Raw genomic sequence first — 20,130 nt, forward strand, 5'->3', positions numbered from 1 at the left:
CAGGCACGGCACTTGCCGGTCGGCGCGCGGGTGCTCGGTCAGTCCCCGATGCGGTCGAGCTGCCGCAGCCGGTTGGTGGCGTCCAGCGCCGCGACCTTGTACGACTCCGCCAGCGTCGGGTAGTTGAAGACGGCGTCCACCAGATAGTCGACGGTCCCGCCGCAGCCCATCACCGACTGGCCGATGTGGATCAGCTCGGTCGCGCCGCTGCCGAAGCAGTGCACCCCGAGCAGGGTCCGGTCGACGGGGGACACCAGCAGCTTCAGCATGCCGTGCGCGTCGCCGATGATCTGACCGCGCGCCAGCTCCCGGTAGCGGGCGATGCCCACCTCGAACGGCACGCTGTCCTCGGTGAGTTGGTCTTCCGTGCGGCCCACGAAGCTGATCTCGGGGATGGTGTAGATCCCGATGGGCTGGAGGTGGTGCATCCGCGCCACCGGCTCCCCGCAGGCGTGGTACGCCGCCGCCCTGCCCTGCTCCATCGAGGTCGCCGCGAGCGCCGGGAAGCCGATGACGTCCCCCACGGCGTAGATGTGCGGGACCGCGGTGCGGTAGTGCTCGTCGACCTCGATCCGGCCCCGCGGATCGGCCGCCAACCCCGCCTTCTCCAGGTCGAGTTCGTCGGTCAGCCCCTGCCGGCCCGCCGAGTACATCACCGCGTCCGCCGGGATCTTCTTGCCGCTGGCCAGCACGGTCAGGGTGCCCCGCGGATGCCGCTCCACGGCGGCGACGGTCTCCCCGAACCGGAAGGTCACCGCCAGGTCCCGCAGGTGGTACTTGAGCGACTCGATGACCTCGACGTCGCACATGTCGAGCATCCCGGCCCGCTTCTCGACCACCGTGACCTTGCTGCCGAGCGCGGCGAACATCGAGGCGTACTCCATGCCGATCACGCCGGCGCCCACGATGACCATGGACCGGGGCACCCGCTCGATCGTGAGCACGTTGTCGGAGTCGAGGATGGTCCGCCCGTCGAACTCCACGCTGTCCGGCCGCGCGGGCCGGGTCCCGGTGGCGATCACCACGTGCTCGGCGCTGATCCGCCGCTCCTGCCCGCCCGCCTCGCGCAGGGCGACGGTGTGCGGATCGACGAACCGGCCGGTGCCGGAGAACAACTGGACGTTGTTGCGGGACAGTTGGCTGCGGATGACATCGGTCTCACGGCCGACCACATGCTGGGTGCGCGCGGTCAGATCGGCGACGGTGATGTCCTCCTTCAGCCGGTAGCTCTGCCCGTACAGATCGCGCTGGGTGAGTCCGGTGAGGTAGAGCACCGCCTCGCGCAGGGTCTTGGAGGGGATGGTGCCGGTGTGCAGGGAGACCCCGCCCACCATGTCGGGGCGGTCGATGACGGCGGCTCGGCGACCCAGTTTGGCCGCGGCGATGGCGGCCTTCTGGCCGCCGGGACCTGAACCGAGGACGAGCATGTCGAAGTCGGGCATCCTCCGGAGTCTGTCAGTGCCGGGGCCCGGGGCGAAAGGGTGAACGGGCAAGGAATGGGCGAACGGCGGGGCGGCCGCCCGTGGCAGGGCACGGCGCGGCCGCCCCGCCGTCGGTACGGCGGCCCGGGGCCGGTGGGTCAGGGCAGCAGCTTCTCGATCGCCGCCGGCCCCTCCTCGTCGAGCTTGCGCTTGGCCCAGGCGAGATTGCGGGGGGTGATGTCCCGGCCGGTGGCCAGGACCATGTCCTCGGGCGACACCTCGGTGCCGGTGCGGGTGTGGAGCAGGTTGTCCGGGGTGGCGCGTTCCCGGGAGGGCTGGGAATCGCCGGGCTGTGACGTGGGCATGGTGTCCGCTCCTCGCGTCCGAAGGGCTGCACGGGCCCGGTGCGGTCAACGGGTCCACTAACACCATTCATCCTGACGGCGGAGCCTGCATCCGGAAGGGGGCGTTCCGTCGAGATGCCGGGATGATCGGCGCGGCGTGTAATGGGCTTACTCAGGACGCAACGGGCTTGCCCGGGACGCCCGAACGGACAGCGCGGACGACGCGTGGCACAGAAGGCCCAGAACATGGAACCCACCGGTGCCGGGGAACCGCGAGGCGGGGGACTACGGCGGCTCGGCGCCTGGTGCGCCCGTCACTTCGTCGTCGTCATCGTCGCCTGGCTGGTGGCCCTGGTCGCCGTCCAGGTGCTCGACCGGCAGTTCGGCGGGGAGTACGAGGACAACTTCCAGCTCTCGGACGTGCAGTCCACCAAGGGCCTCGACGTGCTCGAGAAGCACGATCCGCAGGCCGGCGGCTACAGCAGCCAGATCGTCCTGCACGACGACGACGCCGTGAGCGGGCTCGCCTCCCCGATGTCCACCGCGGTCGCCAGCCTCCAGAAGCTCCCCCATGTGCTCTCGGCGCAGAACCCGCTCTCGCAGAGCTCCACCAAGGTCGGCCCGGTCTCCGGCGACGGCAAGACCGCGTACATCACGGTCCGCTTCGACGTGCAGCCGTCCACCCTCGGCGACGCCTACCTCGACGGCGTGGACGACGCCGTCCAGCCGCTGCGGGCCGCCGGCGCCGACGTCGAGTACGGCGGCTCGCTCGGCGAACTCGCCCGGCCCGCCCCGGACGACCGGGTCAGTGAACTCATCGGCTTCGCGGTCGCCATCATCGTGCTGCTGATCGGCTTCGGCAGTGTCATCGCCGCCGTACTGCCCCTGGTCACCGCGCTGATCAGCGTCATCTGCGGACTGGGGCTGCTCGGTCTGCTCGCCGCCGCCTTCACCTTCGCGACCGTCTCACCGACCCTCGCCACCATGATCGGTCTGGGCGTCGGCATCGACTACGCCCTGTTCCAGATCACCCGGCACCGGCAGAACCTCATGAACGGCGCCGACCCGGTCGCGGCGGCCGGGCACGCCAACACCACCAGCGGCCGGGCCGTCCTCGTCTCCGGCACCACCGTGATCATCGCGCTGGCCGGTCTGTACGCGTCCGGGGTGTCCTTCATCGGCAAACTCGGTGTCGCCGCCGCCGTCACGGTGGTCACCGCCGTCATCGGCGCCCTCACCCTCGTGCCCGCGTTCCTCGGGCTCATCGGCCGCCGTATCGACCGCTACCACGTGCGCAAGCCCGTCGCCGAGACCGACGCCGAACCGGGCACCCCCGCGCACGGCACCTGGCACACCTACGCCCGCCGCGTCGAACGCCGCCCCTGGCAGTTCCTCGGCGGCGGGATCGCCGTCATCGCGATCCTCGCGATCCCGGTCTTCTCCATCCAGCTCGGCCACATCGGCGACGGCGCCGACCCGACGTCCTTCACCGACCGGCGCGCCTACGACCTGATGACCGACGCCTTCGGACCCGGCTCCAACGGGCCCCTCACCGTCGTCATCGACCAGACGTCCGTCCCCTCCGACAAACGCTCCGACCTCTCCGACCAGGCCCAGAAGACCCTGAACGCGGTGTCCGGCGCGGCCACGGTCACCCCGCTGACTCCCACCCAGGACGGCGACGTGCTGCTCGCCACCGTCTACCCGCAGCAGTCCCCGCAGAGCGCCACCACCACCGACCTGACCAACCGGCTCGTCGACGACACCCTCCCCGACGCCGTCTCCGGCTACGACGCCAAGGGGTATGTCACCGGCACCACCGCCGCCCAGGTCGACTTCCGCGACATCGTCGCCGAACGGCTGCCGCTGATCATCGGCGTCGTCGTCGCCCTCGCCTTCCTGATCATCCTCGCCGTCTTCCGCGGCCTGCTGGTCGCCGTCAAGGCCGCCGTCCTCAACGTCCTGTCGATCACGGCCTCGTACGGCGTCGTCGTCGCCGTCTTCCAGTGGGGCTGGGGCGGGCCCGCGCTCGGCGTCAACGGCAAGGTGCCCATCGAGAGCTATGTGCCGATGATGATGTTCGCGATCATCTTCGGCCTGAGCATGGACTACGAGATCTTCCTGCTCTCCCGCGTCCACGAGGCATGGGTGCGCACCGGCGACGCCAAGGGCTCCGTCGCCCACGCCCTGGAGATCACCGCCCGGGTCATCACCTGCGCCGCCCTGATCATGGTGAGCGTCTTCGCGGCCTTCATCATCAGCGACAACATCGTGGTCAAGATGCTGGGGCTCGGCCTCGCGGTCAGTGTGCTGATCGACGCCACCGTGGTCCGGCTGCTGATGGTGCCCGCCGTGCTCACCCTGCTCGGCCCGCACGCCTGGTGGACACCCCGGTGGCTGGACCGGATCCTGCCGCACATCGACGCGGAGGGCGACGACGAGAAGCTCACCGCGCCTCCGAGTCCTCCCGATGCCCCGGCGCCAGGACGAGCATCGTGACGTCGTCACGGACCGCGGGACAGTGCCGCAGCACGTCCGCCCACACCCGGTCGGCCGTCACGGCCGGGCCCGCGTCCTCGGCGAGCGCCGGCAGCCGCTCCGGCAGCGGATAGAAAGCGTCGGCCGCGTTCCTCGCCTCCCACACCCCGTCCGAGGCGAGGAACACCCGGTCACCGGGCCGCAGCGGCACGTCGAGACCGGTCGGCGGGACCGCCCCCGGCAGACCGAGACCCAGCGGCGTCCACGGCACCGCGGGCACCTCCGCCGCCGTACCGTCGCGCAGGAGCAGCGGCGGCGGATGCCCGCACACCACGATCCGCACCCGGTCCGCGCCCGGCGCGAACTCCAGCAGCACGGCCGTCGCGAACAGCTCCGTGTCCGGGGACCGCGCCGAGTCCACCGTCAGCCGCCGGTCCAGCCGGGCCGCCACGTCCTCCAGCGTCGGCCGGTCGAGCACCGCCTCCCGGAACGCGCCCATCAGCGACGCCACCGTGGCGATCGCCGCCAGCCCGTGCCCGCGCACGTCCCCCAGCACCGCCCGCACCCCGTACGGGCTCTCCCGTACGTCGAAGAAGTCGCCGCCGACCAGCGTGCCGCGCTCCGCCGCCCGGTACAGCCCCGCGCAGCGCACCGCCCCGACCCGCTCCGGCACCGGCGGGACCACGGCACGCTGCGCCGCCTCCGCGATGGTGCGCTCGGCGTCGAGCTGCACGTCCCGGCGGCTGCGCACGAACGCCACGAACACGCTCAGCACCGCGACGAAGGACACCGTCAGCACATCGGTGCGTCCCGGCCGGTCGAGCTGGAACGCCGGCACGTTGAGCATCACGACCACGGCCGTGCCCAGCAGCGCGGTCGCCAGCGGACCGTACGACAGGACCGCCAGCGGCGGGATCGCGCCCAGCAGGAACCCGATGTCCAGCGGATCGGGGCTGATCAGCGTCGCCACGCACACACCCACGATCAGCAGCAACGGCAGCGCCCGCACCCAGGGCGGCGGAGGCGCGCCCCGCAGCCAGCCCCGTCGTTCCCCGTCCGTTCCCGCCGCTCCTGCCACACCCCCACGCTCCACCCCGCCCTCGGCCCGCGCACGCCGGGACGGTTTCCCGGGGTGACGACCGCCGGGACCCGCGTCGGCAGGCGTTGTCAGACCCGGGTGCCATCCTGGGACGCGGGGTGAGGACCGTGACGGAGGGAGACGGGGGAGCGATGGGGTTCGACGGGGAGATCTGGCAGGTGCGCGGCGCGGACGGCGGGGAGCGGGTGGGGGAGATCAGGATCGACGACGCCGACTTCCCGTGGCTGTCGGGCCGCTTCGGCCCCGGCCCGGGGTTCGCCGACGTCGAACCCTTCTTCGCCCGGGAACTGGCCCTGCTGGAGGCCGGCCTGGAGGCGGAGGGGTACGACTGGCAGGAGTGGGCGCGCGCCTACGAGGAGGTCCGGCGGCGCGTGAGACTCGTGTCGCCGAGCGGCCCCGTCGCCGAGTTCCTGCTGCACATCCAGGGAGAGCAGGCGTGGTTCCGGTGGAGCGACGAACCGTTCGAGGACGACTGAGTCCGGGACGGCCCGGTCAGGGGCGGCCGGCGTCCAGCAGGGTCTGGGCGTCGGTGAGGATCTCGGTGACACGCAGTCCGAAGGCGGCGTCGCACGGGTCGGGGCGGCCGGTCTCGGCGGCGGCGCGCAGGGCGTCGGCGGCACGGGTGAGGGCGGCGAACGCGTCCGGGCCGCCCGAGGGCAGCCGGGCCGTCCCGGCCGCACCGCGCAGCTCCACGCCCGCACCCGACGCCGCGGGCGGCGCCGTCAGGCTCAGCGTCACCGTGCTGGAGGCACCGCCGGTGTGGTCCAGCACCACATGGACGGTGTCGCCGGGCCCCGGGGCCGCCGCCGTCACCCGGCGGACGTCGCCGAGGACAGGCAGCAGCACGGACAGGGCGTGCGGGCCGACGTCCCACAGCGCGCCCTTCTCCCCGCGCCACGGCGTCGCGAAGGGGGAGCCGCTCCCGCTGACGAACACCGACCCCAGCCACTGGGCGTGCGCCGTGAACCAGCCGCCCACGGCCGCCTGCCCGGCGATCCACGCGGCGGCCTCCGGCACGAAACGGGTGGTGAAGAAGACGACCGACGCGACCCCTGCCTCCTCGGCCGCCCGCACCACCGCCCGGGCGCCCTCCGGCGTGGTCGCGATCGGCTTGTCCAGCAGCAGATGGCAGCCCGCCCGGGCCGCCCGCACCGCCAGCCCCGCCTGCACGTCCGGCGGCAGCGCGACCGCCACCGCGTCCACGTCGGCGAACAGCGCCTCGACGTCGTCGTAGGCCCGGGTGCCGTGCAGGTCCGCCAGCTCCTTCGCGGCCTCCGGGCGGCGGCCCCACACACCGGCGAGGTCGAGGCCCTCGTGCGCCGCGAGGACGGGGGCGTGGACCATACGGGCCCAGGGACCGGTTCCGAGCAGACCGATGCGCATGCCGGGGACTCTCCTTGGCGTGGGGGGCTCGTGCCGACGCGGGACGATGTCGACCGGGCCGAGCCTCGCACACCGGGCGCGCCCGCCGGTACCCCCGCTCAAGGCGGCGGGGGAGCGGCGAACCCCGTCAGCAGGGCGTCCGCCTGTGCCAGCCCGCTCTCCTCGGACACCTCCCGCACCGACTGCGCGGGCCGCACCGTGACGAAGGCGGCGCTGCCGTCGTCCTCGGCCAGGAAGCCGTACACGGCGGGCCGGGGCAGGCTGTTGTAGGCCCAGGGCGCCGAGAAGTAGTAGGCGCCGGTGTCGTGCAGGACGACCAGATCGCCCTCGGCGAGTTCGGGCAGTGGACGTTCGTGCGCGACGACGTCCCCGCCGAAGCAGAGCGGCCCCGCGATGTCCTGCGGCACCCGGGGCCCGCGCTTGGGCGTGCCGTCGGGGCCGTACGCCGACACCCGCAGCGGCCAGGACTCCGGCATGAACACCGTGCGGGTGGCGACCTGGGCGCCGGCGTGGGTGAGCGCCACCCGGCGGCCCCCGGCGTCCTTGACGTACTCGACGACCGCCGCGGTGAACCCGTTCTTCGCCAGCAGGGAGCGGCCGAACTCGGTGACCACCTGGTAGCGGCCGTCCAGCAGCGCCGGCTCGGCCGCGGTGAGGGCGGCCACGTAGTCGTCGTAGGTCGGTGTGACCGTGTCGTCGGCGAAGTTCACCGGCAGCCCGCCGCCCAGGTCGAGGCTGGTCACCCGGCGCCGCCCGACACGCGCGTCGATCTCCTGGGCGAGCCCGTGGAGCGTCGCGAGCCCCTCGGCGATCAGGGGCAGCGGGCAGCCCTGCGAGCCGACGTGCGCGTGCAGCCGGGTCAGCCAGGGGCGGCGGGCGAAGGCGTCGACGATCCGCTCCCGGGCGCCCTCGTCCCGCAGCGCCACACCGAACTTGGAGTGCGGGGTCGCGGTGCTCATCGCGCCGATCGAGCCCTCGCCGACCTGCGGATTGACCCGCAACCCTATGACGGACGCGGAGCCGGCCGGGCGCAGGGCGTCGATCCGCTCCAGCTCGGCGAGGTTGTCCGCGTTCAGCGCGATGCCGAGGGCCAGCGCCTCCCGGATCTCCGCGCGGGTCTTCGCCGGGGAGTCCAGCACGATCCGCTCCGGCGCGAACCCCGCGTCCAGCGCCAGCCGGGTCTCCCCGGGGCTCGCCACCTCGCAGCCCGTCCCGGCGTCCGCGAGCAGCCGCAGCACCGGCACCAGCGGGCACGCCTTCGCCGCGAAGGCGTGCAGCACGTCCGGCACCCCCGCGAACGCCGCGTGCAGCCCGGCCACGCTGTCCCGTACGCCCCGCACGTCGACGAAGCCGGCCACCGGCCGTTCCTCCCCGAGGAGCCCGTCGGTGACGGCCTGCCGGAGCGCGGTCTCCAGATTCCGGGTGCGGGACGACACGTCGCGGTCTCCTCGGGGCGGGGGCGCTGAGACGGTGCTGCACCTCCAGGGTGGCCCCCGGGACGCCGTACGTCTTCATCCGCCGTCCGCCCGCCTCTGTGCCCGTGCACGCGGCGTGGCCGTGGCCGCTGGGCACCCGCACAAGGCGCCGGGCTCCCGGCCCCCACGAACCCCCAGGTGACAGCCCCGGGACGGCCGGAACCGGGGCCGGACGCACGGCTTCCGGCTCCCCGGGCGCGTCCGTAGCGTCGTGGACATGACCGGACAGACGATCACGGCTCCCGCACGGGTGGTGACCGGTGAACCCGGCTGCGGGCGGACGACGTTCCTGGCGCGAGCGGTCCGGGCGCACCGGGCCGGTGCCACCGTGTCCGTGGCGGCCGGCCCCGCCGTACCGGACGGCGGACTGCGCGCCCTGCTCCGGGCCGTGGAGGCGCCGGACGGGACGGGGCCGCCGCCCGGCGCGGTCCCGGGTCCGGCCGTGCTGGTCGACGCGCTGCACGCCGCCGCGGCGCACGCGCCCCTGCTGGTGTGCGTGGACGACGCCCATCTGTGGGACGCCCCCTCCCGCGCCGTGCTCGGCCAGGCTGCGCGGCGGCTGCGCGGCACCGCCCGGGTGAGCCTGCTGCTGAGCGTGGCCGGACACCGCCCGGTCGACCCGGAGTTCGCCGGACTGCCGGTGATCCGCCTCGACCCGCTCGCCCCGGCGGAGGCGGCCGCGCTGCTGGACGAGGTCACGGGCGGCGACGTCGACCCGGCCGTACGGGACGATCTGGTGGACGCCGCCGACGGCAACCCGGCCCTGCTGCTGGCCATGGCCCGGCGGCTCACGCCCGCCCAGCTCCGAGGGCACCGGCGGCCGCCCCGCCCGCCGGCCGACGCCGCTCTGCTGACCGGCCTCGCGGGCGACTGTCTGACGGGGCTCACCGACGCCGGGCGGGACCTGCTGCTGAGGGTCGCGGCGGCCCTGGCGGACGCGGACGGGGAGGAGGAGCGGGTCGACGTACGCCTCGTGTCGCGGGACCTGCGGACCGCCGTCCCGGTGCCCGAGCTGCTCGACTCGACCGACGGCACCCTCCGGTTCCACAGCGACCTGGTGCGCCGCGCCGTCTACGAGGGCGCCACGCCCGAGCGGCGTCGCGCGGCCCATCGCGCGCTGGCCGCCGCGCTGGAGGCGGACGGTTCCCCTGGACTCGGCACCCTGTTGCACCGGGCCCGCGCCTCGGCGACGCCCCCGCCGGGGACGGCGGACGCCCTCGCCGGAGCCGCCACCGGCCCCGGCCCGCACGGCCCGCGCTGCGCGGCCTACACCCGCGCGGCCGAACTCGCGCCGGACGCCGCCCGGCGGGCCGAGTGGTACACGGCGGCGGCCGAACACGCCCTGCTCGCCGGACGCGCGCACCGGGCCCGTCGGCTGTTCGACGCGGCCCGCGACCACGCCGTGGACCGGGCCCTGCGCGGCCGTGTCGAACTGGCCCGCGGCACCACGATCCGCCACGACGGCCCGGTCGACGAGGCCCGCGCCTCCCTGCTCCTGGCCGCCCGTCTGCTGGCCGACGCGGACGACCCACGGGCGGCCCGGACGGCGGCCCTGGCGGCGGCGGACGCGGCCTGGGCGGCGGGCGACGCGGCGGGCTGCCTCCAGGCCCTGCCACAGGGCGAGGATCCGGCCGGGGGCGACGCCGTGCCGTCCGCCGCCGACTACGCCGACGGGCTGCGCGCCCTGCTCGAAGGGCGGTTCCCGGCGGCGGCCCTGCGGCTGGGGCGGCTGGTGACGGACCCGGAGACCGAAGATCCGCCGGACGTCCCCGAGACCCACCTCCGCGCCGCCGCCGCGGCCCTGATGCTCGGCGATCTGCCGGCCGCCCGGCGGGCCGGGACGCGGGCCCTGGCCGCCGATCACGGGACCGGTGCCGGTGCCGCCGCCCTGGCCCGGGAGTATCTCGCCTACACCGAACTGCGCGCCGGACGGCACGCGGTGGCGAGGACCCACGCGGAGGAAGGGCTGCGCGCCGCGCACCGGACGGGGCGGCGCAACACCGCCGCCCACCACCACGCGGCGCTCGCCCTGGCCGCCTCGGTCGACAGCGGCCTCGCCGAGGTCGCCGTCCACGCGCGTGCCGCGCTGGCCGTCGCCCGACGGCACGGGCTCGTGCAGGCGGCGACCCTGGCGGAGTGGGCGACGGCCCGGGCCGACCTCGGCCACGGGCGCCCCCGCGAGGCCGCCGACCGGCTCGGACCCCTGGTGCGCCCGGGACCGCGGCGCGGCCACTTCGCGGTGTGGATGTCGGCGGTGCCTTGCTATGTGGAGGCCGCCGTCTCGGCGGGCCGGGTCGATGGGGGTGGCCGGGGGGATGGTGGCGGCCGAGGGGACCGGGGCGGCCGGGAGGACGGTGGCGACCGGCGGGACGGTGGCGACCGGCGGAACGGAGGCGGCTGGGAGGACGGTCGCGGGCGAGGGGCCGGAGGCGATCGGCGGGACGGTCGCGGGCGAGGGGACGGTGGCGGCCGACGGGACGGAGACGGCCGACGGGACGGTGGCGACCGGGGGGACGGTGGCGATCGGCGGGACGGTGGCGGGCGAGGGGACGGAGATGGCCGAGGGGACGGTGGCGACCGGCGGAACGGAGGCGGCCGAGGGGACGGAGACGGCCGACGGGACGGAGGCGGCCGGCGAGACGGTGGCGACCGGCGGGACGGAGGCGGCCGGGAGGACGGTCGCGGCCAAGGGGCCGGCGAGGCCGGCGAGGCCGCCGAAGTCGTCGCCGTCGTCGAGGAGTTCGCCCGCTGGGCCGGGTTCGGGGCCGATCCCCAGGCCCCCGCTCAGCTCCTGCGCTGCCGTGCCCTGCTGGCCCCGCCGGACCGGGCCGACGCCCTCTACCGGGCCGCGCTCGGCCTGCACGACCGGGCCGGCGGCGACTTCGAGCGGGCGCGCACGGAGCTGTCGTACGGCAAATGGCTGCGGCGCAGGCGCCGGCTGCGCGAGGCGCGCGACCGGCTGGGTGCCGCCCTCGTGGGCTTCGAACGCTGCGGGGCGCGCGCCTGGGCCGAGCAGGCGCGCGCCGAACTGCGCGCCAACGGCGTCTCCGCGGGCGGCCGGACCGGGACGGCGCCGGGACTGTCCGGGCTGACCCCGCAGCAGCTCCGGATCGCCCGCTGGGTCGCCGAGGGCGCCACGAACCGGGAGGTCGCACTGGCCCTGTCGGTCAGCACCCGCACGGTCGACTACCACCTGCGGAAGGCGTTCGCGGCGCTCGGCGTGCGCTCCCGCGTCGAGCTGGCCCGGCTGGTCGAACGCGCCCAGCCACCCCCGGGCGGCACCGGTGCCGACGGGGGCACGAGCGGCGGGCGCGCCGAAATCGACCGTGCACACCCCTAGGGACCGACCGGACGGTATGCCATCCTTCGGGGCAGGACGAGCCGGCAGGCACGCAACCCGCCCCGGGGGGAGACCGCGATGCAGTACGCCCTACGGTCACGGACCGTGGCCCGCCCCGCACCGGCCCCGTCGGCCGTGCCCGCGCACCGGCCGCGCCCGCAGCGCGTCCGGTCGCTGATCGACGCCGACGCCCTCCAGGTCCTGCACCGGGCCGCCCGGGTGCTCCTCGCGGACCTGCCCGACCTCACCGACCGGCTGGTCGCCGCGCTCCAGGACGAAGAGCCCGCCTACCGCGCGGCCGTGGCGAGCGACCCGAGCGCGACCTGGCAGGAGGTGCACCGGTCCCTGCGGCACAGCGTGTCCTCGCTCCTCGACCCGCGCGGCCACCGCGACGCGGCCCGCCGGTGCTCGTGGAAGATCGGCGCGAGCCGCGCGGAACAGGGTCTGCCGCTGGACGCCCTGCTGCACGCGTTCCGGCTCGGCGGCTCACTGGTGTGGCAGGGCCTGGTCGAGGAGACCTCCCGGACCGCCCCGGAGGACGTACGGCTGCTGGTGCATGTCGCCGCCGACGTGTGGAACTTCGTCGACGAGCACTGCACCCTCGTCGCCGACGCGTACCGTCAGGTCGAACGGCAGCTCGCCTGGCGGCGCGAGAACCGGCTGCGGCTGCTGGCCGCCGCCCTGCTCGACGGCACCAGCCGGATCGCCGACCTGCCGGAGACCGCCCACGCCCTCGACCTGCCCGAACAGGGGCGGTACGCCGTCGTCGCCGTCACGGGGGGCTGCCCCGCCGACACCGCCGCGGTCCGGGCCGCCTACGGCCGCGGTACACGCGTGTACTGGCACACGGGCGTGGAGGTGGACTACGGCATCGTGCTGCTCGGCGACGACGACCCGGACCCCGGACGGGACCCCGGCGCGGACGGCGGTCCGGCCCCCGCCCACGGCGGCACCCGTACCGGCGTCGGCACGGCCGTGACCGGACTGGCCGCCGTCGGCGACGCCCGCCGGCTCGCGGACCTCGCGCTCGGCCTGTGCCCGCAGGGCGGCGGCACGGTCCGGCTGACCGAGCACCTGCCGGCCGCGCTGGTGGTCTCCGCCCCCGAACTGGGCAGCGCCCTCGCCGACCGCGTCCTCGGCCCGCTCGCCGCCCTCGAACCCGCCGACGAGGCCGTCCTGCTCGACACCCTCGCCACCTGGCTGGCCTGCGACGGCTCCGCCCAGCGGGCCGGGGAGCGGCTCTACTGCCACCGCAACACGGTCCTCAACCGCCTGCGCCGCTACGAGCAGTTGACGGGCCGCTCACTGTCCCGCCCCACGGACGTGGTCGAGATCAGCCTCGCCCTGACGTCCCGGGGCCTGCGGGGCACTCCCTGAGACACCGCGGGCCACCCCCCGGGCCACCCCCTGGGCACCCGCACAACCCCTCCGACCTCCCGTTGGTTCCGCGCAGCGAGCCCGCCTCCTCGCCTGTACCGCCCCTCGCCCGCCGTGCTGTCGTGGCTGCCCCTTCCCCCGACACACGTGCCGCCGCCGGTACGGATCCGAGGAGCCGCGATGCCCGAAGCACCCCCGCAGGAGCGGCCCGCGCTGCACGTCGAACGGCTCGACGTCACGTACGGCCGCGCCCAGGAAGCCCTGCGTTCCGTGTCCCTGACCGTCCCGCACGGCGCGGTGGTGGCCCTGCTGGGTGCCAACGGCGCCGGCAAGACCACCCTGCTGCGGGCCGTGTCGGGCACCCTGCGCCTGCACCGCGGCACCGTCACCGCCGGTCTGATCCGCTACGGCGACACGGCCCTGGACGGCCGTGACCCGGTCGCCGCCGTCCGCGCCGGGGTCGTCCAGGTCCCGGAAGGGAGAAGGGTGTTCGCCGGTCTGACCGTCGAGGAGAACCTGCGCAGCGGCGGCCTCGGGCTCGGCCGCCGCGCCCCCGAGCAGGTCCGCGAGGCCCGGGACCGCGTGTACACCCTCTTCCCGGTGCTCGCCGAACGCGGCCGGCAGGCCGCCGGACTGCTCTCCGGCGGCGAGCAGCAGATGCTGGCCATCGGCCGCGCCCTGATGGCCGCGCCCCGGCTGCTGCTCCTCGACGAGCCCTCGCTCGGCCTCGCCCCACGCATGGTGTTCCGGATCGCCGAGGTGATCCGCGAGATCAACGAGCAGGGCACGGCCGTCCTGCTGGTCGAGCAGAACGCGGGCATGGCCCTGTCCCTCGCCGACCACGCCCATGTGCTGGAGGTGGGGGAGGTCCGGCTGTCCGGTCCCGCCGACGAACTCGCCCGCACCGACGAGGTGCGCCGGCTCTACCTCGGCGGCACGGCCGGCGACCAGGGGGCCGCGTGAACCTCCCGGCACCGCCGCCAGAACTCCGCTTCGAGGACGTCACCGTACGGTTCGCGGGCCTGACCGCCCTCGGCGCCGTGTCGTTCACCGTCGTCCCGGGCTCCGTGCACGCCCTGATCGGCCCCAACGGCGCCGGGAAGTCCACCTGCTTCAACGTCCTGTCGGGCCTGTACCGCCCGGAGTCGGGACGGGTCCGGCTCGGCGACACCGAGCTGACCGGCCTCGCCCCGCACCGGGTCGCCGCGCTCGGGGTGGCCCGCACCTTCCAGAACATCGTCACCACCGAGGGCACCGTCGCCGACAACCTCATGCTCGGCCGGCACGCCCTGACCCGGGCCGGTTTCGCCGCCAGCGCGCTACGGCTGCCCGGCGCGGTCCGCGAGCAGCGCGCACACCGGGAGCGGACCCGTGAGATCGCCGAACTCACCGGCCTGGGCGCCCACTTCGACACACCCGTCGCCCTCCTGTCGTACGGCGACCGCAAGCGCGTCGAGTTCGCCCGCGCCCTCTGCCTGGAGCCGCGCGTGCTGCTGCTCGACGAGCCGGTGGCCGGCATGAACGGCGCCGAACGCGACCGCACCGCCGAGGTGATCGGCACCGTCCGTGCCCAACTCGGCCTGACCGTGCTGCTGGTGGAACACGACATGGGCCTGGTGATGCGGCTCGCCGACGAGGTCACCGTCCTCGACTTCGGCCGCACCGTCGCCCACGGCACCCCCGACGAGATCCGCCACCACCCCGAGGTGCTCCGCGCCTACCTCGGCACCCCCGGCGAGATCAGCGCCCCGGGCGAGTTCACGGCCCCCGGCCGGACCACCGCCCCCGGAGAGGATTCCGTATGACCGCTCTCCTCGACAGCGTCCTGGCCGGCCTCGCCCTCGGCGCGGTCTACGCCCTGGTCGCGCTCGGCTTCGTCGTCGTCTTCAAGGCGTCCGGCGTGCTCAACTTCGCCCACGGCTCACTGCTGTTGTTCGGCGGCTACCTGGTCGCCGTCCTCCACGACGACCTCGGTTTCGCCGGTGCCCTCGCGCTGGCCGTCGTGGCGACCGCGGCCCTGGCCGGCGCCCTGGACCGGCTGCTGCTCCAGCGCGGCGACCCCGACCCCAGGGCGGCCCATGTCCAGACCATCGTCACCATCGGCGTGGACATCGTCCTGCTCACCGACCTGTCCCGGCGCATCGGCGGGGACCTGCTCTCCCTGGGCGACCCCTGGGGCGACGCGGTGACCCGGCTCGGGCCGGTGACCGTCGCCGACAGCCGGATCGCCGCGATCGTCGTCTCCGCCGTCGCCATCGGCGCCGTCTTCGCCCTGTTCCGGTACACCTCCTGGGGTCTCGCGCTGCGGGCTGCCGCCGAGGACACCGAGGCGGCGGCCCTGATGGGCGTACGGCTGAGCCGGGTGCGCACCCTCGCCTGGTGCCTGGCCGGCGCGCTCGCCGCCCTGGCGGCCGTGTTCCTCGCCTCGTTCCCCGCCCCCGGACTGGAACGCACCACCGGCCAGATCGCCCTGAAGGCGTTCCCGGCGGCCATCCTCGGCGGTCTCGCGTCCCCGCCCGGCGCCCTCGCGGGCAGCCTGCTGATCGGTCTGACCGAGGCGCTCGTGGCCGGCTACCAGTCCGAACTGCACGTGCTCGGCGAGGGGTTCGGCGACGTGGCGCCCTACGCCGTGATGGTCGCCGTCCTCCTGGTACGGCCCACCGGACTGTTCGGAGCGAAGGGAGCGGCCCGTGTCTGACCGGACCCGGATCCCCAAGGGCGTCACGGCGCTCCTGGCCGCGCTGCTGCTGTGCGCGCCGCCGTTCTACCTGGACGCGTTCTGGCTGCGGGTCGGCCTGTTCGCGATGGCCGCCGCCATCGGTGCCGTCGGCCTCGGCCTGCTCGCCGGAACCGCGGGCCAACTCTCCCTGGGGCACGCCTTCTTCCTCGCCGTGGGCGCCTACGGCTACACCTGGCTGGCCGGCGACCCCGGCCCCGCGCTGCCGCCCGCGCTCGCCGCGCTCCTCGCGGTGCTGCTGGCCGGCGCGGCGGGCGGACTGTTCAGCCCGGTCGCCGGCCGGGTGCGCGGCATCTACCTGGGCGTCGCCACCCTCGCGCTGGTCTTCCTCGGCCACCACGTCCTGCTCACCGCGGACTCCGTCACCGGCGGCTTCAATGGCCGCTCGGTGCCCCCGCTGACCCTCGGCGGCTTCTCGTTCGGCGGCGACGGCTCCGAACTCCTCGTGCTGGGCGTGCCGTTCGGCGCCGAGGAACGGCTGTGGTACCTGGGCCTCGTCCTGCTGGCCGGCACCTGGTGGACCGCGCGCGGCATCCTGCGCGGACGCCCCGGGCGCGCCCTGACCGCGCTGCGCGACAGCGAGACCGCGGCCTCGGTGCTGGGCGTCGACGTCGCCCGCTACCGCTCGGCGGCCTTCGTCGTGTCCTCCATGTACGCGGGACTGGCAGGGGTGTTGCTCGCGCTGGCCTTCCGCCGGGTCGTCCCCGACTACTTCGGCCTCACCCTCTCCGTCGACTACCTCGCGATGATCGTCATCGGTGGCCTCGGCTCGGTCGCCGGGGCCACCGCGGGCGCCGTCTTCGTCACCGCGCTGCCCCTGCTGATGACCCGCTACGCCGACCAACTGCCCCTGGTGGCCGCCCCCGGCACCACCGACGGCGGCGTCGGCCCGACCGAGGCCGCCCGCTACCTCTACGGCGCGGCCATCGTCCTGGTCCTGCTGTACGCCCCCGACGGACTGCACGGCCTGGCCCGCCGCGCCCGCGCCCGGATCCGCGCCCGGCCGTGGCCCGCCGCACGCACCCGCAGCCCGAAGTCCCCTCCCACCGACCCCACTTCGGCCACCGCCGCCCGAGCCAAGGAGCCCACCCCGTGAAGCGCACGCACCACAGACACCGCACCCCGTCCACCGCCGTCCTCGCCGCCTCCCTCGCCGTCCTGCTGGCCGCGGCCACCGGATGCAGCTCCAAGGCCGACGGAAAGGGCGGCTCGGCGGGCGCCGACGGCGTCAAGGCCGGCCCGGGAGTCACCGACAAGACGGTCAGGCTCGGCGCCCTCACCGACCTCACCGGCCCCTACGCCACCCTCGGCAAGTCCATCGTGCAGGCCCAGCAGATGTGGGCCGACGAGACCAACGCCGACGGCGGGATCTGCGGCCGCAAGGTCGAGATCGTCGTCAAGGACCACGGCTACGACGTGCAGAAGGCGGTCACCGCGTACGCCGACGTCTCCCCGGACGTCGTCGCGCTGCCCCAGGTCATCGGATCGCCGGTGGTCGCCGCCCTCCTCGACGACATCGAGCGCGACCATCTGCTGACCTTCCCGCAGGCATGGGCGGCCTCCCTGCTCGGCAAGGACTCGGTGCAGGTCATGGGCACCACCTACGACGTCGACATGATCGCCGCCGTCGACTTCCTCACCCGCACCAAGGGCCTCGCCAAGGGCGACACCATCGGCCACGTCTACTTCGAGGGCGACTACGGCTCCAACGCCCTGGAGGGCTCGACCTGGGCGGCGAAGCAGGCCGGGATGAAGGTCGTCGGGCAGAAGATCAAGGCCACCGACACGGACCTGTCCGCACAGGTGTCGGCGCTCCGCAAGGCCGGCGTCAAGGCCGTCCTGATCAGCGCCGGACCGGCCCAGACGGCGTCCCTGGTCGGCGTCGCCGCCTCCCGCGGACTGCGCGTCCCCGTGGTCAGCAGCGCCCCCGGCTTCGCGCCCCAGCTCATGAAAACCCCCGCCGCACCCGCCCTCACCGCCCTGCTCCACGTGGTCAGCGCCGCGCCCGCGGTCAGCTCGGACCTGCCCGGCGTGCGGAAGATGGTGGCGGCGTACGGCAAGAAGTACCCGGACTCCCTCGTCGACTCCGGCGTGCTCTCCGGCTACAACGCGGCCCAACTCCTGGGCGGCGACCTGAAGAAGGCGTGCGCGGACGGCAGCCTCGCCCGCGAGGACGTCGTCAAGGCGCACCGCGCCACGAAGAACGCCGACACCGGCCTCGGCTCCCCGCAGGACTTCTCCGACGTCTCCCGGCCGGCGGCCCTCGCGTCGTACGTCCTCAAGCCGGACGCGAAGGCGGTCGGCGGTCTGGTGGGCGTGGAGGACGCGCACCAGGCACCGGGCGTCGCCGACTACTTGGCGGGCCGCGGCTGACCGGTCGCACATGAACGGGGGAGAGGGGCGTGCCGCGGCGCGCCCCTCTCGCGATTCAGCGGTCGCGCTGCTGAATGCGTTCGCTCCTGTGTATTGGACCCCTGGTGGCGCCGGGGCCAGGCTGGTGGCGCGCGCAAGCGCTTGCCGACATGCGACACCCTCAGGAGGACCGCCGCCCATGGCGTCGTCGTACGAACGACCGCTCGACCACCGCTACCGCGGCGAGCACCCGATCCGCACCCTCGCCTACCTCCTCCGCGCCGACCGCCGCAGCCTGGCCTTCGCGGTCGTCGTCTTCACGGTCAAGCACAGCCCCATCTGGCTGCTGCCGCTGATCACCGCGTCCATCATCGACACCGTCGTCCAGCACCAGCCGATCGACCGGCTGTGGACCAGCACCGCCGTCATCCTGTTCATCCTGCTCGTCAACTACCCCCTGCACCTGCTGTACGTCCGCCTCCTCTACGGCAGCGTCCGCCGCATGGGCACCGCGCTGCGCTCCGCCCTGTGCACCCGGATGCAGCAGTTGTCCATCGGCTACCACTCCCGGGTCAGCGCCGGAGTCCTCCAGGCCAAGGTGGTGCGGGACGTCGAGACCGTCGAGCAGATGGTCCAGCAGACCGCCGAACAGGGCCTGGGCGCGGTCACCGTGCTCACCGGCGGCCTCGTCATCATCGCCGTCCGCACCCCCGAGTTCGTGCCCGTCTTCCTGCTCGTCGTGCCCGCCGCGGCCCTCCTCGTGGACCGCCTCCGGGCCCGACTGCGCGCCCACAACGAGAACTTCCGCCACGAGGTGGAGACCCTCTCCTCCCGCGTCACCGAGATGACCCGGCTCATCCCGGTCACCCGCGCCCACGGCCTGGAGGGCAAGGCCCTGCGCCGCATGGACGGCACGCTGAGCCGGCTGCTCACCTCCGGCATGCGCCTCGACCTCCTCAACGGCCGTGTCGGCTCGCTGGCCTGGGTCCTGCTCAACGTGATCGGCGTGCTCGTCCTCGCCGGCGCCGCGCTGGTGTCGTACTACGGCGTCTGGGGCGTCAGCGCCGGCGACGTCGTGATGCTCAGCGCGTTCCTCACCACGCTCACCAACTCCACCACCACCCTCACCGGCCTCGCCCCCGTCATCGCCAAGGGGCTGGAGTCGGTCCGCTCGGTCGGCGAGGTCCTCCAGGCACCCGAACTGGAGGACAACGAGGGCAAGTCCGAGGTCACCACCCTGCGCGGCGCCGTCACCTTCGAGGACGTCGGCCACGCCTACGACGAAGACCGGCCCGCCGTCCGCGACTTCACCCTGACCGTCGCCCCCGGCGAGACCATCGCCCTGGTCGGCGCGTCCGGCGCGGGCAAGTCCACCGTCCTCAACCTCGTCATCGGCTTCATCCGGCCGACCACCGGACGGCTCCTCCTCGACGGCACCGACATGAGCACCCTCGACCTGCGCACCTACCGCCGGTTCGTGTCGGTCGTCCCCCAGGAGTCGATCCTCTTCGACGGCACGATCCGCGAGAACGTCGTCTACGGCAAGGAGGACGAGGCCGACGACGAGGCGGTCCGCGCCGCCCTGCGGGACGCCAACGCCCTGGAGTTCGTCGAACGGCTGCCGCAGGGCCTGGACACCCTCGTCGGCGACCGGGGCGCCCGGCTGTCCGGCGGGCAGAAACAGCGGCTCGCCATCGCCCGCGCCCTGATCCGCGACCCCAAGGTGCTCGTCCTCGACGAGGCGACCTCCGCCCTGGACACCCGTTCGGAGGCGCTCGTCCAACAGGCACTCGCCCGTCTGCTGCACGGCCGGACCACCTTCGTCGTCGCCCACCGGCTGTCCACCGTGCGCGGCGCGGACCGCATCGTCGTGATGGGCGAGGGCCGCATCCTGGAGACCGGCACCCACGACGAACTCCTGCGCCGCGGCGGCCCGTACACCGAACTGCACAGCGGACAGGTCGCATGACACACCGTTACGACCATGTGTCACGCCCCGTCGTCGGTCGTGTCGCCCTCGGTAACGGCGCCGATGGCGGGATCATGCCCCCGGCGGGTGACATGTCCGCCCGGCGTGCATGAAACGCCCAGGTCCGGGCACACGCTGCGCAACAACCGTAGAGA

15 protein-coding genes are annotated in these 20,130 nt (G+C 74.6%); 10 read left to right on the plus strand and 5 right to left on the minus strand.

Annotation, left to right across the window (positions count from 1 at the left end; genetic code table 11):
* Window positions 1-38: 38 nt before the first annotated feature.
* Window positions 39-1,442: a Si-specific NAD(P)(+) transhydrogenase gene (gene sthA / locus AFM16_RS34435; protein ID WP_030795834.1), complete on the minus strand. Its 1,404-nt coding sequence runs from the start codon at window positions 1,440-1,442 to the stop codon at window positions 39-41.
* Between the two features lie 137 nt (window positions 1,443-1,579).
* Window positions 1,580-1,786 carry a hypothetical protein gene (locus tag AFM16_RS34440; RefSeq protein ID WP_030795836.1) on the minus strand — a complete coding sequence of 69 codons (207 nt, stop codon included), beginning with the start codon at window positions 1,784-1,786 and terminating at the stop codon, window positions 1,580-1,582.
* A gap of 225 nt (window positions 1,787-2,011) precedes the next feature.
* Between AFM16_RS34440 and AFM16_RS34445 the strand changes: the two genes are divergently transcribed.
* Window positions 2,012-4,264 (plus strand): MMPL family transporter, encoded by a 2,253-nt coding sequence (locus AFM16_RS34445; RefSeq protein ID WP_030795837.1) that lies wholly within the window; start codon window positions 2,012-2,014, stop codon window positions 4,262-4,264.
* On the opposite strand, the gene AFM16_RS34450 is transcribed toward AFM16_RS34445, so the two are convergent.
* Window positions 4,212-5,321: a PP2C family protein-serine/threonine phosphatase gene (locus AFM16_RS34450; RefSeq protein WP_078636295.1), complete on the minus strand. Its 1,110-nt coding sequence runs from the start codon at window positions 5,319-5,321 to the stop codon at window positions 4,212-4,214. The two genes, AFM16_RS34445 and AFM16_RS34450, sit on opposite strands and share 53 nt — an antisense overlap.
* 152 nt (window positions 5,322-5,473) lie before the next feature.
* Here AFM16_RS34450 and AFM16_RS34455 point away from each other — a divergent pair, with 152 nt between their 5' ends.
* Window positions 5,474-5,818 (plus strand): hypothetical protein, encoded by a 345-nt coding sequence (locus AFM16_RS34455; RefSeq protein WP_078636296.1) that lies wholly within the window; start codon window positions 5,474-5,476, stop codon window positions 5,816-5,818.
* A gap of 16 nt (window positions 5,819-5,834) precedes the next feature.
* Here AFM16_RS34455 and AFM16_RS34460 read toward each other — a convergent pair whose 3' ends face one another.
* Both AFM16_RS34460 and AFM16_RS34465 read right to left on the minus strand, forming a co-directional pair.
* Window positions 5,835-6,725, minus strand: a complete 891-nt coding sequence (locus tag AFM16_RS34460) for a Gfo/Idh/MocA family protein (protein ID WP_078636297.1) — start codon at window positions 6,723-6,725, stop codon at window positions 5,835-5,837.
* Window positions 6,726-6,823: 98 nt separating this feature from the next.
* Complete coding sequence (locus AFM16_RS34465) at window positions 6,824-8,161, minus strand: type III PLP-dependent enzyme domain-containing protein (protein WP_078636298.1); 1,338 nt, start codon at window positions 8,159-8,161, stop codon at window positions 6,824-6,826.
* A gap of 256 nt (window positions 8,162-8,417) precedes the next feature.
* Between AFM16_RS34465 and AFM16_RS40295 the strand changes: the two genes are divergently transcribed.
* The 8 genes from AFM16_RS40295 (at window position 8,418) to AFM16_RS34505 (ending at window position 19,975) form a co-directional block, all read left to right on the plus strand.
* Window positions 8,418-11,540 (plus strand): helix-turn-helix transcriptional regulator, encoded by a 3,123-nt coding sequence (locus AFM16_RS40295; protein ID WP_256861379.1) that lies wholly within the window; start codon window positions 8,418-8,420, stop codon window positions 11,538-11,540.
* A 78-nt stretch (window positions 11,541-11,618) separates the two neighbouring features.
* On the plus strand, window positions 11,619-12,917 hold the full coding sequence (locus AFM16_RS34475) for an RsbRD N-terminal domain-containing protein (RefSeq protein ID WP_030795846.1): 1,299 nt from the start codon (window positions 11,619-11,621) through the stop codon (window positions 12,915-12,917).
* A 180-nt stretch (window positions 12,918-13,097) separates the two neighbouring features.
* Entirely contained in the window at window positions 13,098-13,880 is a 783-nt protein-coding gene (locus AFM16_RS34480) for an ABC transporter ATP-binding protein (protein WP_030795847.1), read from the plus strand.
* Complete coding sequence (locus tag AFM16_RS34485; protein ID WP_078636299.1) at window positions 13,877-14,722, plus strand: ABC transporter ATP-binding protein; 846 nt, start codon at window positions 13,877-13,879, stop codon at window positions 14,720-14,722. Before AFM16_RS34480 ends, AFM16_RS34485 begins: the two co-directional genes overlap by 4 nt.
* Window positions 14,719-15,615: a branched-chain amino acid ABC transporter permease gene (locus AFM16_RS34490; protein WP_078636300.1), complete on the plus strand. Its 897-nt coding sequence runs from the start codon at window positions 14,719-14,721 to the stop codon at window positions 15,613-15,615. Before AFM16_RS34485 ends, AFM16_RS34490 begins: the two co-directional genes overlap by 4 nt.
* Entirely contained in the window at window positions 15,608-16,750 is a 1,143-nt protein-coding gene (locus tag AFM16_RS34495; protein ID WP_078636301.1) for a branched-chain amino acid ABC transporter permease, read from the plus strand. Before AFM16_RS34490 ends, AFM16_RS34495 begins: the two co-directional genes overlap by 8 nt.
* Complete coding sequence (locus AFM16_RS34500) at window positions 16,747-18,027, plus strand: ABC transporter substrate-binding protein (RefSeq protein WP_078636302.1); 1,281 nt, start codon at window positions 16,747-16,749, stop codon at window positions 18,025-18,027. The genes AFM16_RS34495 and AFM16_RS34500 overlap by 4 nt, the downstream gene beginning before the upstream one ends.
* A gap of 178 nt (window positions 18,028-18,205) precedes the next feature.
* Window positions 18,206-19,975 carry an ABC transporter ATP-binding protein gene (locus AFM16_RS34505; protein ID WP_030795853.1) on the plus strand — a complete coding sequence of 590 codons (1,770 nt, stop codon included), beginning with the start codon at window positions 18,206-18,208 and terminating at the stop codon, window positions 19,973-19,975.
* Window positions 19,976-20,130: the final 155 nt, after the last annotated feature.

Source organism: Streptomyces antibioticus, from assembly GCF_002019855.1.
Taxonomy (GTDB): Bacteria; Actinomycetota; Actinomycetes; order Streptomycetales; family Streptomycetaceae; genus Streptomyces; species Streptomyces antibioticus_B.

Excerpts from the sequence above, each read along its gene's own strand:
- AFM16_RS34505 (WP_030795853.1), top strand. The coding sequence starts at position 18,206 with ATGGCGTCGTCGTACGAACGACCGCTCGACCACCGCTACCGCGGCGAG.
- AFM16_RS40295 (WP_256861379.1), top strand. The coding sequence starts at position 8,418 with ATGACCGGACAGACGATCACGGCTCCCGCACGGGTGGTGACCGGTGAA.
- AFM16_RS34455 (WP_078636296.1), top strand. The coding sequence starts at position 5,474 with ATGGGGTTCGACGGGGAGATCTGGCAGGTGCGCGGCGCGGACGGCGGG.
- AFM16_RS34480 (WP_030795847.1), top strand. The coding sequence starts at position 13,098 with ATGCCCGAAGCACCCCCGCAGGAGCGGCCCGCGCTGCACGTCGAACGG.
- AFM16_RS34445 (WP_030795837.1), top strand. The coding sequence starts at position 2,012 with ATGGAACCCACCGGTGCCGGGGAACCGCGAGGCGGGGGACTACGGCGG.
- AFM16_RS34490 (WP_078636300.1), top strand. The coding sequence starts at position 14,719 with ATGACCGCTCTCCTCGACAGCGTCCTGGCCGGCCTCGCCCTCGGCGCG.
- AFM16_RS34460 (WP_078636297.1), bottom strand. The coding sequence starts at position 6,725 with ATGCGCATCGGTCTGCTCGGAACCGGTCCCTGGGCCCGTATGGTCCAC.
- AFM16_RS34475 (WP_030795846.1), top strand. The coding sequence starts at position 11,619 with ATGCAGTACGCCCTACGGTCACGGACCGTGGCCCGCCCCGCACCGGCC.
- AFM16_RS34440 (WP_030795836.1), bottom strand. The coding sequence starts at position 1,786 with ATGCCCACGTCACAGCCCGGCGATTCCCAGCCCTCCCGGGAACGCGCC.
- sthA (WP_030795834.1), bottom strand. The coding sequence starts at position 1,442 with ATGCCCGACTTCGACATGCTCGTCCTCGGTTCAGGTCCCGGCGGCCAG.